Consider the following 16,443-nt stretch of genomic DNA (forward strand, 5'->3'; position numbering starts at 1 on the left):
AGTCAATAAAAAAACCTCACTTTGTAAGTGAGGTTTATTAAATATCAATACACTCAATAATTACTAAAAAAACAAAACAGCTACCTTTTAAATAAAAGATGGCTGTTTTTATAAAATTATAAAATGCGTTTTATTCTAAAATCGCTTTCATGTCTTGTTGAAGTATTTCTGCACTTTTAGCAGCGGCTTCTGCAAAATCTTCGTTTTGAGATGCATAAATAATGCCTCTCGAAGAATTAATTAATAAGCCAACATTGTCCGTCATACCATATTTACATACGTCTTGCAAATTTCCGCCTTGAGCGCCAACACCAGGAACGAGTAAAAAACTATTTGGAATAATTTTTCTAATATCGGCAAAGTATTCTGCTTTGGTTGCTCCAACAACATACATTAAATTCTCGGCGTTTGTCCACGTTTTAGACGTTTCTAAAACCTGTTTATAAAGCTCTTTTCCATCAACCGTTTTCGTTTGAAAATCGAAAGCTCCAGCATTAGAGGTTAAAGCCAACATAATAGTATGTTTATCTTTAAAAGCTAAAAACGGCTCCACAGAATCTTTTCCCATATATGGTGCTACAGTAACCGAATCGAATGCTAAATCTTCAAAAAATGCTTTAGCATACATAGTACTTGTGTTACCGATATCGCCACGTTTTGCATCGGCAATAGTGAAAATCTCAGGATACTTTTCATTTAAATATTTAATAGTTTTCTCTAAAGATTTCCAGCCTTTAATACCATAAGCCTCGTAGAAAGCCGTGTTTGGTTTATAGGCAACACACAAATGATGTGTGGCATCGATAATAGCCTTATTGAAAGTAAAAATAGGATCTTCTTCTTTTAAAAGGTGTTGAGGTATTTTGTTTAAATCCACATCTAAACCTATACATAAAAAAGTTTTTTTCTTCTGAATTTGTTCAATAAGCTGCTTTGTTGTCATCCTAACTTAATATTCCTTAAAAGGAAATTACTATTTAATATTAAACTCGACGTACTGTAAATTTCATGTTAGTTTTAACACCAACATAGCAGTACATATTCTAAATGATATCGGTATTTGCTTTTAATTTCTCTGTGTTTTCAGCTAACATTAATTCGTCAAGAATTTTTTGAATATCACCGTTTACAATATTTGATAGATCGTAAAGCGTTAATCCAATTCTATGATCGGTTACACGACCTTGCGAGTAATTGTACGTTCTAATTTTAGCAGATCTATCTCCCGAAGATACCATACTACCACGTTTAGCAGCATCGGCTTCGTTCTTTTTAGCCAATTCCATTTCGTAAAGACGAGAACGTAATACTTTAAAGGCTTTTTCTTTATTTTTATGTTGCGATTTTTGATCCTGACATTGCGCCACTAACCCTGTAGGTATGTGAGTTAAACGTACCGCAGAATAAGTTGTATTTACCGATTGCCCACCTGGTCCAGATGAACAGAAAAAGTCGATTCGAACTTCTTTTGGGTTAATCTCTACATCAAATTCTTCCGCTTCTGGAAAAACCATAACCGTTGCTGCACTAGTGTGTACACGGCCTTGAGTTTCTGTTTGCGGCACACGTTGTACACGGTGTACTCCGGCTTCAAACTTTAAGGTTCCATAAACATCTTCACCCGAAACTTCGAACTGAATCTCTTTAAAACCGCCATTTGTACCTTCACTAAAATCTACAGTATCTACACGCCAGCCTCTACTTTCGCAATACTTACTGTACATTCTAAATAAATCTCCTGCAAAAATACTCGCTTCATCACCACCGGTTCCGGCACGTAATTCTACTACAGCATTTTTAGAGTCTTCAGGATCTTTAGGAATTAAGAGAACTTTTATTTCTTCTTCTAACTTAGGGATACCAACTTTAGCTTCTTCCAACTGCATTTTGGCCATATCAACCATTTCGGCATCACTACCGTCTGCAATTATTTCTTCAGCTTCAGCTAAATTATTAGTAAACTCTATATATTCCTCACGTTTATCCATAAGGATACGTAAATCTTTGTATTCTTTATTAAGCTCTACATAACGCTTTTGATCGGTGATGATATCTGGTTGGATAATTAAATCGCTAACCTCATCAAAACGTTGTTTTACTATTTGTAACTTCTCTAACATCTGCCTTATTTAATTGGAAATCAAAAATACAATAAATTATGAATTTTCAATGACTACATGACATGGAACTAACGTAACTTTAAAAATAATTTATGTTTTTTCACGTTATAGGCCATACTATGCAACAATTATCTGCTTTATTTATATTTTACCGGCCATATATGTTATGGTCTTTTGGTGTAAATATACTTTTTGCTATTATGGGCTATAGTCTAATTCCTATATTTATAATAAAATTAATTCTGATTGCTTTTTTGTGGTATTTAATGAATGAAACCAACGCTAAACGCAAATTGACATTCTATAAAAACTTGGGCCTTTCAACTTTAAAACTCTTTGGTTGTGTATTTATTATCGATTTAATTTTAAGTCTGCCTTTTCTTTTAATTTTGAAAGAATTTATATGATTTTTGAAATTGATAATATTGAATTATCCTTTAAAGAAAAACGTATTTTAAACGGTATTTATCTTAAAGCTGAAACCAATAACATCACAGGATTATTAGGAAGTAATGGTTGCGGAAAAACGTGTTTACTAAATATATTGTTTGGGAGTTTAAAGCCTAAATACAAACTAATTCGCGTTGATAATAAACCTGTTTTAAAACCTCTTTACAAAACAAAACTGGTTGGCTATTTACCACAGCATCATTTTATTCCTAGTCATTTAAAAGTGAAAAGAATTTTTAAACTTTTTAAAATATCTTGGAAAACATTCACACATCATTTTGAAGTGTTCGGACATTATAAGAAAATTAAAATCGGAAAATTATCGGGAGGAGAACGCCGCTTAATTGAAACATACATTGTTTTAAAAAGCAACACTAAATTGATTTTATTAGATGAACCCTTTTCTCATCTATCTCCATTAAATATTGAAATTATAAAAAATGTGATTACAGCTGAAAAAGAGCATAAAGCTATTATAATTACAGATCATTTATATAAAGAGATTATTGATATTGCTGATAATCTTTACTTTATAAAAAATGGTAATTCAAGACACATTGAAAATGTAAAAGAATTAGAGGATTTGAAGTACTTAAACGCCTCTAACCTTAACTAATTTAAATGCTTTATCGTTTTTATTTTCTAAAACAGAGAATAAAACACAAAAGCTTAACCCAAATAAGAATAAAAAATACTCCAAATAACATAGTGCCATTAATTGAAGATAGTGAGCAATAACGCTTGTTATTTCGGCACAAGTTAAAAACAAAACCAATAAAGCAAAATATTTAGATCTAGAATCTTTTATTAAACGATACCGAATAGCAAAAGCCGCAACTATAATTAGAGCACACCCTAAAAGAAAGTACAAATTAACCAAATATTCTAAAATAATAAAAGGTTCTATTATTGCGATAACAGCTCGAACTACATAAGTATTAAGAAAAATAAGCAATCCATAAATTAGATATTCAATATAACTAATACGCAATGTTTTTTGTTTGAAAAAACCACAGAGACAAAGCATAACATAACCAAATAATTTAAAAAGGGTTGGCCATATGGTGTTGAGTGGGTTTTCAGAAAAAACAAGGAAAGTTTCAGATAAAATAAAGCACAACCAAAAAAGTGCTATAGTCCATTCCGAATAAATTTTGTACTTCAAAACAAATACAAAAAGCACTAGTTCTGTAACCAATACAACATTTAAACTATAACTTAAAAATAATGTAATACAACTCAATACAAAAAAAATGCTGGTTATTAAGTACACCCTATTTTTAATACTTAACATGCACTGTTTATTTTTGAGTAGCTGTAAACCAAGAGATTTCTATTTAAGCGTGTAATTTAAAAATATTATAAGAAATACAATACATGTAAGCAGATAAATATCTTTTTAAGATAATATCTAAAAGATATACGGTAAAAACAAACGAATAGACGTCTGATCTACCTACACTTAAAAAACTCTAAATACTGCCTGTTTTTATTAATTTATGTACACTATCACTAACGTTTTCATCAATAAAAGCAATGACTCCAAAACTTAATCCAAATAGAAAGAAAAAATATTCTAGATAATACATGAAGGTATAATCTAAAAAGAAACCAACAATCCCGAAGACTTCAGCTGTTATTAAAAAGGCTATTAAAAACAAGAAATACCTAGAACGCGAATCGTGTAACAAGCGATATCTATAGGCGCTTATACTGAGTAAAATAAGAACGATGCCATACACAAAAAACACGACCGTCATATATTGTTCTTCAACCAAATCTGCAACTAATTCAACTATTTTATAAACCACATATACATTGATCAAAAAAACGAGTGAATAAACACAAATATCCATGCTGTTATTCTTTACTTTTTTCTGTTTAGGATATACATAAATAAGTAGCATAACATACCCAATAAGCTTTAGGGAAGTGGTTATCGGGCCATAAGCAATATTATTATTAAAATATATAGCTGTTGCCGCTAAAATAAAAAAGAGCCAAAACAAAGGAATAGTTCGCTCTTTAATTTTTTTAAACTTCAGAAAAATAGTAAAGAAAATAATGTCTGCTAAAAGGTTAATTGTAAATACACCACTTAATTTGTGATAGTATTGACAACAACAGCATAAAATAAAGAAAACAGAAGTAACTAAGTATATTTTATTCTTGAGCGTTAACATTTCCGGGCATTTTGTTTACAGCCGAGGCTGTATCTTTTACAGTGAAAATTAACGCAATTTAACTATATCATTTAAAATCTGCTAGTTAAGAATACTGAAATTTTATTTTATGCAAATATTTCTATTTTCAATAGTTTAAAAATCAATTTCATAAAATAACACGTAATTTTGTAGTAAATTGAAAACAAAATATCAATTAAAACACCTTACTAATAAAAGGTCTGAGTTCTCGATTTAAAAATCTACAGCAAAACCAACACCTAAAAACTGTTTCCACTGCACTTTTGCTCCAGCTTCTTCAGTTTCACCTTCAACATCTGTTTCTATAGTGGTCTTAACGTCATCATCATATCTTAAATGTGAACCTAAAGTTGCTCTAATAAAACTATTCACTTTAAAGTCAAAATCTACACGCCAATCAACATCTACATTTCCGAAGTTATTAATATAATCCGAATACATACTTAATTGATTTTTCACACTTATATTTTCAACTAACTCCATCTCATAACTGTTAGTAATTAAAACACCAACCTCTCTTCGTGTTTGTTCTCCTTCACGTATTAATAAACCCTCAGAGTCGTAAACAGCTGGTGTAACACCAAAAGCTCCTGCGTTTGCCAAATCTTCATCTAAAACAAAGGTGGCTTTTAAGGTTAGTGGTGAAAAGTAAAATGACATTTTCTCAATATTTTTACCGTATTCCATACCTCCACCAAAAAATAAATAACCTGGAGCCATTAATCTAGATATAGGATTGTCTGTATTTGGGTAACTGTACCCATTTGTTAATTGTGTTCTAAAATTTAATTGTGCAGAATAAAACCAGTTAGACTTTAAATCTGGTTTAAACCCCATGCTAGAATTGATTTCGATTAAATCGTCTGTTTTTCTAAGCTCTCTAGATTGTTGCTTATTTATACCGTAACGCATACGCGCATCGTTTCTCCATGAAAAATACTTATCGCTATAATTAGCACTAGTTTCAAAACCTATTAAACCTGAAATAGAATTACTACCACCCGAATTCCAATTAACAAAAGCCACTTCACTTAAATCGAAAGTTGCTTTATTTTTTTGCTGCCATTGCGGACCATCATATTTTGGTTTAGCAACCTTTAAAAATAAAGAATCAGGCTGAGCATGAATACATTGAAAAAGAAGACAGGCAATAATTAAGAAAGAATTTTTCATGATTATATTAGGGTATTTTTTAAAATTACACAAAGCATCAATAATTGTACCATTTTAACGAATATTTAAGAATTATATTTCAATTGGCTTAATAATTTTAAATTCGGCCACACTATAAACAACCATAGATCCTAACCCCAAAACGTACAAAGGTCTAGAAATGTAAAACACAAAATCTAAACTTAAAAAGTATCCTGCCGAAGTTAAAATATTAGAAATAGCAATTCCGTATACAAAAAACAAATAATACCTAGCTTTTACAGTTGAATAACCATAGCTATACATAAATGCAAGTATCGTTAAAAATATTTGAAGCCCTCCATTAAACAAGGCTACAGCTGTTAATGAAGGATCTTTTAGCGCAATCTCAGTTAAACTTAATAATTTAAACAGCAAAAACACATGCAATAAGGCTACAACAAAGAGCACCAAAATTGTAGAAACACTATATTTTAAACGAATTATTTTAGGTAAAACATCTAAACAAACACATATAGCTGCAAGCCCCCTAGAAATAAGAACAAGACGAGCGTAATATAAGGTTTCAAAAAAATGTATAAAAAAATCTGCACAAACTAAGCCTACCAGCCCAAGCAGTAGAAATATGTTTTTATAACCTTTAAAAAAAACAAAAAGGACTAAAAAGGAAACGCTACTAATAAGCCGCACGTTGCGCATGCCTTCTAAATCAAAAAAAGTTACCGATAACAAGTTTGCCAAAACGAGCAAAGCTGTAACACAGAAAATAACTTTTCTCGATTCCATGGAAAAAATATTAAATACTAGTTATTAATATACAAACTCTCCAAACTCACTTTTTATGCTTAATTTTTTAGTTTCAGAAGCTTCTACTCTACCTATAATTTTAGCATCGACGTTAAACGATTTAGATATAGCAATAATATCTTCAGCTATTTCTGGTGTTACGTATAATTCCATTCTATGACCACAGTTAAATACTTGGTACATTTCTTTCCAATCTGTTTTAGATTGCTCTTGTATCAACTTGAAAAGCGGTGGAATTGGAAATAAATTATCTTTTACAATATGAAATTGATCTACAAAATGAAGAATTTTAGTTTGTGCGCCACCAGAACAATGCACCATACCATGTACAGTATCACTTTTAAACGTTGATAAAATTTTCTTTATAATAGGCGCATAAGTTCTTGTTGGTGATAATACAAGTTTACCTGCATCTATTGGAGAGTTCTCCACAGCATCTGTTAATTTTACACCACCAGAATACACAAGATCTTCAGGTACTGCGGCATCAAAACTTTCAGGATATTTTTCGGCTAAATACTTGCTAAACACATCGTGCCTTGCAGAAGTTAACCCATTACTTCCCATACCGCCATTATAGCTTTTCTCGTAAGTGGCTTGTCCAAAACTTTCCAAACCAACAATTACATCACCAGCTTTTATGTTGGCATTGTCTATAACATCACTACGTTTCATGCGTGCTGTTACGGTAGAATCTACAATTATGGTTCTAACTAAATCTCCAACATCGGCAGTTTCACCACCTGTAGAATGTATAGTAACTCCAAAAGATTTTAAATCTTCCAAAAGTTCTTCGGTACCATTTATAATAGCCGAAAGCACTTCTCCTGGAATTAAGCTTTTGTTTCTACCAATAGTAGACGATAACATAATGTTATCTGTAGCACCAATACACAATAAATCGTCAATATTCATTATTAACGCATCTTGAGCAATACCTTTCCAAACCGAAACATCGCCAGTTTCTTTCCAATACATATAAGCCAACGACGATTTTGTACCTGCGCCATCTGCATGCATCACTAAGCAATAATCTTCATCATTAGTTAAATAATCAGGAACTATTTTACAGAACGCCTGTGGAAACAAACCTTTATCTATATTTTTAATAGCGTTGTGAACATCTTCTTTTGATGCTGAAACCCCTCGTTGTGCGTATCGTTTTGAAACTTCTTGACTCATAATATTCTATTGTGTTGCAAATTTACTTTTTTGAATGAAAAAACCCCACTTTTTTAAAGCAGGATTTTAGAAGTTTTGATATTTTATGGGTTAAACCCTTTATTATTTTCAATTCTCTATTCTTTTTTAGTAAAAACTAAATAAAAGAAAAGTTTTAAACCTTGCATTTATCTCTTTTCAACTAAAAAACGAATTGTATTTTAATTATCGCGTAAATAATAATTCGCGATACTTCGTTAATGGCCAAATTTCATCATCAACAAGCATTTCTAATTTATCACAGTGATACCTAATATCATCAAACAGCGGTTTTACTTTTTTCGCATAAGCTAAAGCACGTTTTTCAATATCTTCAATGGCATTTGCTTTTCGACGCTGATCTACCATTTTAGTAACATTTGCGTTAATGCCTTCTATATGATTCGAAATTTCTTCAATTAAAAGCATTTGCTCTTTAGAAACATCGTGATATTTCTCTTCAAAAATCTCTTTTAATCCACGAACGTTTCTAATTAAAATATTTTGATATTTAATTGCGGTTGGCACAATATGGTTTCGAGCAATATCTCCCAAAACTCGACCTTCTATCTGTATATGTTTACTGTAAGCTTCCATCTCAATTTCGTAACGCGCTTGAGTTTCCACTTTACTCATAACATTCATTTCTTCAAACAAATCGATGGTTTGTTGAGATATTTTAGCAGTTAAAGCCTCCGGAGTGGTCTTGTTGTGGCTCAACCCACGTTTTTTCGCTTCTATTTCCCAAGGTTTACCATATCCATTTCCTTCAAATAAAATTGCTTTAGTATCCTTTATATATTCTCGCAAAACATTAAAAACAGCTTCGTCCTTTTTTAAATCTTTTTTATTGATTAAAGCATCAACTTCAATTTTAAAATCTTTTAATTGTTTTGCTACAATAGTATTTAAAACCGTCATCGGGTTACCACAATTTGCAGTAGATCCCACAGCTCTAAATTCAAATTTATTTCCTGTAAAAGCAAAAGACGATGTTCTGTTTCTATCCGTATTGTCAAGTAAAACATCCGGAATTTTACCTATAACATTAAGCTTAAGTTCTGTTTTCTCTTGTGGAGATAATTTTCCTTTTGTAACTCCTTCAAGTTCATCTAAAACCTTAGTAAGTTGCTCGCCAATAAACACCGACATAATAGCTGGTGGCGCTTCACTAGCTCCCAAACGATGATCGTTACTTGCCGATGCCACAGAGGCACGTAACAAGGCTTCATGTTTGTAAACCGCTTTAATAGTATTTATAAAAAAGGTAAGAAACTGTAAATTACTCATTGGTGTTTTTCCTGGCCCCAATAAATTTACTCCAGTATCTGTAGAAAGCGACCAGTTGTTATGCTTTCCAGAACCATTCATTCCCGCAAATGGTTTTTCGTGAAAGAGCACTTTAAAATTATGTCGAGATGCTACACGCCCCATTAAATCCATTAAAAGTGAATTGTGATCGACAGCCAAATTCGCTTCTTCATAAATAGGAGCCAATTCAAATTGATTAGGCGCCACTTCGTTATGCCTTGTTTTCACGGGGATTCCCAAAAGCATACACTCCGTTTCTAACTCACGCATAAAATTTAAGGCTCTGTTAGGTATCGATCCAAAATAGTGGTCGTCTAACTGTTGCCCTTTTGCTGCCGAATGCCCAAGCATAGTGCGCCCAGTAAGTGTAATATCTGGACGGCTAGCAGCCAGCATTTTATCTATTAAAAAATACTCCTGCTCCCAACCTAGAGAACTGGTTACTTTTTTTACATTTTTATCAAAATAACGACACACAGCCGTAGCTGCTGTATCTACTGCATTTAGTGCGCGTAAAAGAGGTGTTTTAAAATCTAGCGCTTCACCTGTATAAGCCACAAAAATAGTCGGTATACACAATGTTGTTTGATAAATAAAAGCTGGCGATGTAGGATCCCAAGCCGTATAACCACGCGCTTCAAAAGTGTTTCTAATACCTCCGTTCGGAAAACTAGAAGCATCTGGTTCTTGCTGTACCAATTGGTCGCCACCAAATTTTTCAATAGCCATACCACCACCAATAGTTTCAAAAAAAGCATCGTGTTTTTCGGCAGTCGCTCCTGTTAATGGCTGAAACCAATGCGTGTAATGCGTAACTCCTTTAGATAAAGCCCAATCTTTCATAGAAGACGATACTTGATCGGCAATACTTCTGTCTATTTTTTTACCATGACTTATAGCATTCATAACCCCATTAAAGGCATCTTTGGTTAAATATTGGCGCATCGTGTTTTCGTTAAACACATTTTTACCAAATAAATCCGATCGTCTTTCCTTTTCCTCAATATGCACAGGTTTATAGGCCAACGATTCTTTTACGGCATGAAATCTAAGTGTAGACATTTTCTAAAGCAGTTTTATATTTTCTAATAATTCTTCAATATAACTCATAAAAAATTTAATTCTCAACATCAGTATTAAACTTTCGAGCAAAAATAGGCACCAAAATCAAGAATTCCGTAAAAACCCTAAATATATTATTAACACTTTTTCAGTATTTTCAATAAATAATCAACTTTTTTTAAAATAATCCTCAAAAAAGTAGGGTATAAATAAAAACAAGTCACCTCTTTGTTAAAACACCCCTAATAAATTCGTAGTAAAAACTTAAAAATATATATTTGTGATATTATTATCAATATTTCAATTATAAAATATTCATTATGGCAAAAATTAAATTAGAATACCTTTGGTTAGATGGTTACCACCCTACTCAAAACTTAAGAAGTAAAACTAAAGTTGAAGAGCATGAAGACTTCAAAGGTACATTAGAAGAAATAGGAAATTGGTCTTTTGATGGATCATCTACTAGACAAGCAGAAGGCGGATCGTCAGACTGTTTATTAGTTCCTGTTGCAATCTACCCAGATCCAGATCGTATCAACGGTTATTTAGTTATGACTGAAGTTATGAATGCTGATGGAACGCCACACGTATCTAATGGTAGAGCTACTATTGATGATGATGATAATGATTTCTGGTTCGGTTTCGAGCAAGAGTATTTCATTATGGATAATAAAACACAATTACCTTTAGGTTTCCCTGTAGGTGGTTATCCTGCTCCACAAGGTATGTATTACTGCTCTGTTGGTGGTAAAAACACACACGGTAGAGATTTCGTTGAAGAGCATGCAGATTTATGTATCGCGGCAGGTTTAAACTTCGAAGGTATTAACCAAGAGGTTGCTTCAGGACAATGGGAGTACCAATTATTCGCAAAAGGCGCTAAATTAGCTGGTGACGAACTTTGGATTTCAAGATATTTATTAGATCGTTTAACAGAAAAATATGGTTACTACATCGAGTACCACCCAAAACCATTAGGTAAAGATATGGATTGGAATGGTTCTGGTATGCACGCAAACTTCTCTAACAATGTTTTAAGAACATGTGGAGACAAAGAAGTTTACGCAGCAATTTGCGAGGCTTTCCGCCCAGTAGTAAAAGAACACATTGCTGTTTACGGTGAGTTTAACGACCAACGTTTAACAGGTTTACACGAAACTGCAGCTATTACAGATTTCTCTTGGGGAATTTCAGATAGAGGTGCATCAATCCGTATTCCTTTAATCGCAGTAGAAAAAGGCTGGAAAGGCTGGTTAGAAGACAGACGTCCTGCTTCAAACGCTGATCCATACAAAATTGCAGCAAGAATTGTGAAAACAGTTAAATCTGCAAAGGTATAATTCACATAGCATAACATTTTGTTCATAATACAAGCGCTAGCATTTATTTGTTAGCGCTTTTATTTTATCAAAAAGTTAGTTTTTGGGGCGTTACCCACAGGGTCGGGCTTTCCGCTATATCTTTATTTGTGCCACTACAGTTTTTAAACTATTTACAACATCATAGACAAACACAAAACTTCCGCACTGTTTACAACAGTGATGCTCACACAAAAAAGGATGCCGCATCAATCCCTAACGCGTATTCTCGCTAACGTTTCAGCTTAACAAAAGAGTTCCCCACTCTTGCAACATTATGCTTCTTTCTAATTTCTGCCTGTGTTCGTCTCAAAACAATAAGTTACTCTCATATCTCTATACACATTAATACATATCTATATATTAGTTCTAAATAAGATATTAATATATATTTGCGCGCCCATTTCAGATAGATAACTTCAATTATCTACCAACACCATTAATTGTATGAATAAAGTGCTTATTGTCTTTTTATTATTCTGTTCAAACTTCATGAACGGACAAACCACACCGGAATCATTTGGAGAGCAAACCATTTGGCAAACCTTTAAATACGATATGGGTAGTGTTGGCAGAAGTGTTGGTTATGCTTTTACTAGGCCTACAAAATGGAAAGATAAACAATGGATAGACTTTGCAGGAATAGTGGCTGGAACGGCTTTATTAACACTTGCAGATGATGAAATAGATCATTGGTCTGATGGTTTCCGAAGTGCTATTCCTAACAACGTGCTACATTTTGGCGGAAAAACAGCAAATCCGGAAGGAAACTATAGCCTTAGTGGCGCTGTATATTTTACAGGATTATTCATTAAAAACGAAAAACTTAGAAGAACAGGTGTTTTAATGCTAGCTTCATCTATTACAGGGGGAGTTTTACAGCAAGTAACCGTGCGTGTTTTAGGAAGATCTAGACCATTAACTGGAGATTCAGCGAATAGTTTTGATCCTTTATTACTAAAAAAAGTTAATAATTACGATTCCTTTTTCTCTGGCCATACCGTTTTATCGTTTGGGAATGCCTATGCCATTGCGAAACAATTTAAGAGTCCATGGATAAAAGCAGGTATTTACACAGTAGGCATGATTCCTGGATTTACAAGAATTGTAATCAGTAAACATTGGTTTTCCGATGTCGCCCTTGGGACAGTAATGAGCATTTTAATTGTAGAATCTATAGATAAATATTTAGACTCCAGATACAATCAAAAATATAACAATAAAAAGGTAAATTGGGATTTATCTTTTGCACCAGGGCAAATTGGGCTTAATGTTCGTTTCTAAGTATAAAATTATTTTAAAACTCATCAAGCGCCTCTAAAATCTCAGAAAACGTAGGTCGAGTTTTCACATCTACATCAGTACAATTAGCAATTAATTTCTGCCATTTTTCGAGAAGTTCAGTATTCATGTCATTTTCACGAACAAGACCTAACACATCTTCTACTAAACAAGCATAAGCACGTACTTCTACACGCTCAATGGCACGAGCAAGCTCAGAATTAACATCGTAAAAAGAAGCTGCACCAAAATCACCCAAAAGGCAATCTGCCGATGCATTCACTAATATATTATGCGCATACAAATCACCATGGTTAATACCTTTTTTATGTAATTGCTGGCAAACCGAAGCTATGCTTTTTACAATTTTCAATAACTCATCTGCATTAAAAATAGAAGTTTCATCAAACACATCTCGTGTACAAGTTTGTAAACTTGGTGGATTTCCTAAATTGACGTAATCTGGAGAAATCAACGTCATTATTAAACCAATTTTATCCTCCGGATGGTTTTTAATTTTTCCTAAAACAGGAATTAAATTCTCATGAGCACCAGCTGCAATGGAAATAGCCATTTCATCATCTGGTAAACCGTCGCTAGTTACATCGCCCTTAAATACTTTAACAGCAATATCTTTATTCTTCGATTTCCAAAAGGCTTTTGAAATAAAACCAGAAGCACCTTCTCCTAATAATTCTTTAACAGAAAAATCGTTCCAATCAAAAGCCTCAAAATCGGGTTGTAATTCTATTTTAGCAGCAGCAGGATTACCTCCAAAAGCTACCCAACTTAATTTTGGCAACTCAAAAAACCAATCTGGAATCGATTTTAATTTATTAGCAGAAAACCTAATGAGTTCAAGATTCACACAAGCTTTCATTTCAACAGGTAATTCTTCAATTAAATTTCCTGCTAAAGCACATTTTTGAAGCAACGTACAATCTCCAATACTTTTCGGAAGTTTTTCAATTTTATTATCAGTTAAAATCAACCAATTTAATAATGGTGGAAATGCTTGCTCTGGCACTGTTTTAATTTGATTTGATTTAAAACCAATCATATTCAAATTAGGGCATTTTGCAAGTATGCTTGGGAATTCCGTAAAGTTATTTCTTGCAAAAAATATAATTCTTAAATGCTTAAGCTGAGTAATACTTTCTGGTAAAGAAGTTAAATTATTATCTGATAAATCTAAAACCTCTAAAGTCTCGGAAAGCGATATAATTTCTTCCGGAAACGTTTCTAAACCACAAGCTAGTTTTAATGTTTTCGATCCTATTAATTGTCCAGATTTTAATGCTTCTAAAGAATGTACCATGTATCGATTTTGAAGTTGCAAATCTAACTATTATAGATGTGTAAAGAGCAAAAAACCTCAGGTTTTTCGGGATGATTTACCGCTTAAAAATTCAAAATAAAGAAAAAAAAACTAGTAAGACTTAAACATAATATGATTAGGATTTGATCGCGTATCGGAAAGTTTAAAATTGTAATCACCAACAATTTTAAACTCATTTTTTGTGTAGAATTTTATGGCTTTCAAGTTTTCGACCCAAACAGCCAACCAAATTCCTTGTTGTTTATACTGCTTAGATGTTTCAATAATAAAATTGAAGAATTCTACACCTAGTTTTTTACCATGAAAGGCTTCTAATAAGTAAAACCGATCTAATTTGGTAATAGCGGGCGCATCAACCCAAGGACTTAAAGCATTAACTTCAATTTTTGAAAAACCCGCAATTTCATCTTCAAAAGAAATAATATAGTATTGAACGTTTTCGTTTTTAAATTCTTCAGCTATAGCTTGCTCTTGATAGGTTTTATTAACAAATTTTTTAATATCATCTTCCGAAGCACTATGTCCGTGAGATTCTAAAAAGGTTTTACGTCCAACTTTAGCAATTAATTGAGCGTCTTTAACTGTTGCTTGTACTATTTTAACCATACTACAAAAAATCTATTTTCCGGTAAATACCAAAAACATAAAAACGCCATAACCAACAACTAGCGCAAAGCCTTTTAATCTGCTAATTTGTAAACGTTTTGGTAAAAATATTAACGGAATTAAAATAGCCGAAAAACCAAGCATCCAAAAAATATCTGTACTTAAAATAGAAGGTTCTGTTACCGGAATTGGTTTTACCATAGCTGTTAACCCTAAAACCGATGCAATATTAAAAATATTAGAGCCAATTAAATTCCCTAAAGAAATAGCTTTTTCTTGTTTTGCTGCGGCAATAACCGATGCTGCTAACTCTGGTACACTTGTACCAATTGCAATAAGCGACACACCTATTACAGCCTCGGAAACCCCTATAGAAACTGCTATAGCTTTAGCGCCTTCTACTAACCATTCACTACCGAAGTAAAGTGATGCTGCTCCAATTAATAGCCATAACACTATTTTAAAGTTAGAAACAGTAGCCAACGTATCATCAACCTCATCTGAAGCTGTATCTTTTTTAGCGCTTCTTATTAAATATATTAAAAACACGATAAGTCCTGCAAACAGAACACCTCCTTCTATTGCCGACAATATGCTATCGTTTTTCAAAAAATAATACAGTGCTATAGAAAACACCATCATCACAGGCCAATTAACTTTATAAAATGATTTATCTACAGCAATAACGCTTACCATAGCCGTGATACCTAATACCAAACCAATATTGGCAATATTAGATCCCACAACATTAGTTATAGCAATGGCTGGCGATCCAGACAAAGCGGCTTGTAAACTTACGAGTAACTCTGGTGCCGATGTTGCAAAAGAAACCACCGTCATTCCAATTACCATTTTGGAGATATTAAACTTAAAAGATAATGCTACAGATGCACGAACCAAAAATTCGCCACCAACAACCAATAAAATAAAACCAAGGATAACCCAAAGTAAACTCATAACTATATTTTTTTGCGAAGATAATTGAAACTGAAAATTGAAAAGCGAAAAGGGAAAAGTTTTTTTTAAACAATAAGGTAAGTAGATAAATTAAAGACCACCTCTCAGCTAAAATTAAGAACAAACACTTTTGAAAACTTAAAAAATAGTTAAATAACTGCTGTTTTAGTTTTATAACTACAAAAATAGTTATACATTTGAAAACTACTGATAATTAACATTTTAATTCATAATGGAAAAGTTAACCAACAAAGAAGAAGAAATAATGCACATTTTATGGAGGCTAGAAAAGGCTTTTGTAAAAGATGTTTTGGCTGAAATAGAAAATGACAAACCGCATTATAATACGCTTTCTACTATAATTAGAAATTTAGAAGATAAAGGATATGTAGCCTACAATGCCTACGGAAAAACTCACCAATACTACCCTATTGTTTCTAAGGAAGATTATAGAAAAGGTTTTATGAATACAGCCATTAATAACTATTTTAATAACTCTTACAAAAACATGGTGTCCTTTTTTGCTAAGGAGGAAAAGATTAGCGTAGACGAGCTTAAAGAGATTATTAAACTCATTGAAAAAGACAATTAAT

At 32.7% G+C, this 16,443-nt stretch carries 14 protein-coding genes; 4 read left to right on the forward strand and 10 right to left on the reverse strand.

The genetic code is table 11. The features are described 5' to 3' along the window. Positions 1–130 precede the first annotated feature (130 nt). Positions 131–943, reverse strand: a complete 813-nt coding sequence (gene pyrF / locus BM246_RS11590) for an orotidine-5'-phosphate decarboxylase (RefSeq protein ID WP_074938060.1) — start codon at positions 941–943, stop codon at positions 131–133. 100 nt (positions 944–1,043) lie between these two features. Then, entirely contained in the window at positions 1,044–2,120 is a 1,077-nt protein-coding gene (gene prfA, locus BM246_RS11595) for a peptide chain release factor 1 (RefSeq protein ID WP_042503030.1), read from the reverse strand. Positions 2,121–2,523: 403 nt separating this feature from the next. Between prfA and BM246_RS11605 the strand changes: the two genes are divergently transcribed. Beyond that, a complete protein-coding gene (locus BM246_RS11605) occupies positions 2,524–3,186 on the forward strand; it encodes an ATP-binding cassette domain-containing protein (protein WP_074938062.1) in 663 nt (220 codons plus the stop codon). A gap of 856 nt (positions 3,187–4,042) precedes the next feature. Here the strand turns inward: BM246_RS11605 and BM246_RS11615 are convergent. The 5 genes from BM246_RS11615 to BM246_RS11635 all read right to left on the reverse strand — a co-directional run bounded on the left by BM246_RS11615 (position 4,043) and on the right by BM246_RS11635 (position 10,306). Next, the gene (locus BM246_RS11615) at positions 4,043–4,753 is read right to left on the reverse strand and encodes a hypothetical protein (protein ID WP_042503036.1); all 711 of its coding nucleotides are present in this window, start codon (positions 4,751–4,753) and stop codon (positions 4,043–4,045) included. A gap of 234 nt (positions 4,754–4,987) precedes the next feature. Beyond that, positions 4,988–5,947 (reverse strand): DUF3078 domain-containing protein, encoded by a 960-nt coding sequence (locus BM246_RS11620; RefSeq protein WP_042497359.1) that lies wholly within the window; start codon positions 5,945–5,947, stop codon positions 4,988–4,990. A 72-nt stretch (positions 5,948–6,019) separates the two neighbouring features. Further along, the gene (locus BM246_RS11625; RefSeq protein ID WP_042503039.1) at positions 6,020–6,712 is read right to left on the reverse strand and encodes a hypothetical protein; all 693 of its coding nucleotides are present in this window, start codon (positions 6,710–6,712) and stop codon (positions 6,020–6,022) included. Positions 6,713–6,736: 24 nt separating this feature from the next. After that, a complete protein-coding gene (locus BM246_RS11630; protein ID WP_042503042.1) occupies positions 6,737–7,915 on the reverse strand; it encodes an AIR synthase related protein in 1,179 nt (392 codons plus the stop codon). 204 nt (positions 7,916–8,119) lie between these two features. After that, positions 8,120–10,306, reverse strand: a complete 2,187-nt coding sequence (locus BM246_RS11635; protein WP_042503045.1) for a glutamine synthetase III family protein — start codon at positions 10,304–10,306, stop codon at positions 8,120–8,122. Positions 10,307–10,626: 320 nt separating this feature from the next. Between BM246_RS11635 and BM246_RS11640 the strand changes: the two genes are divergently transcribed. Further along, positions 10,627–11,649 (forward strand): glutamine synthetase beta-grasp domain-containing protein, encoded by a 1,023-nt coding sequence (locus BM246_RS11640; protein ID WP_042497348.1) that lies wholly within the window; start codon positions 10,627–10,629, stop codon positions 11,647–11,649. Positions 11,650–12,114: 465 nt separating this feature from the next. Further along, positions 12,115–12,951, forward strand: coding sequence for a phosphatase PAP2 family protein (locus tag BM246_RS11645; protein ID WP_042503047.1), 837 nt, complete (start codon positions 12,115–12,117; stop codon positions 12,949–12,951). Between the two features lie 13 nt (positions 12,952–12,964). On the opposite strand, the gene BM246_RS11650 is transcribed toward BM246_RS11645, so the two are convergent. The 3 genes from BM246_RS11650 to BM246_RS11660 form a co-directional block, all read right to left on the reverse strand. Further along, entirely contained in the window at positions 12,965–14,266 is a 1,302-nt protein-coding gene (locus BM246_RS11650; protein ID WP_074938066.1) for a protein kinase, read from the reverse strand. A gap of 111 nt (positions 14,267–14,377) precedes the next feature. Beyond that, positions 14,378–14,893, reverse strand: coding sequence for a GNAT family N-acetyltransferase (locus BM246_RS11655; RefSeq protein ID WP_074938068.1), 516 nt, complete (start codon positions 14,891–14,893; stop codon positions 14,378–14,380). A gap of 12 nt (positions 14,894–14,905) precedes the next feature. Further along, entirely contained in the window at positions 14,906–15,850 is a 945-nt protein-coding gene (locus BM246_RS11660) for a calcium/sodium antiporter (protein ID WP_042503052.1), read from the reverse strand. 232 nt (positions 15,851–16,082) lie between these two features. Here BM246_RS11660 and BM246_RS11665 point away from each other — a divergent pair, with 232 nt between their 5' ends. Further along, positions 16,083–16,442, forward strand: coding sequence for a BlaI/MecI/CopY family transcriptional regulator (locus BM246_RS11665; RefSeq protein ID WP_074938071.1), 360 nt, complete (start codon positions 16,083–16,085; stop codon positions 16,440–16,442). Position 16,443 lies beyond the last annotated feature (1 nt).

This window comes from Algibacter lectus, from assembly GCF_900112395.1.
GTDB lineage: Bacteria > Bacteroidota > Bacteroidia > Flavobacteriales > Flavobacteriaceae > Algibacter > Algibacter lectus.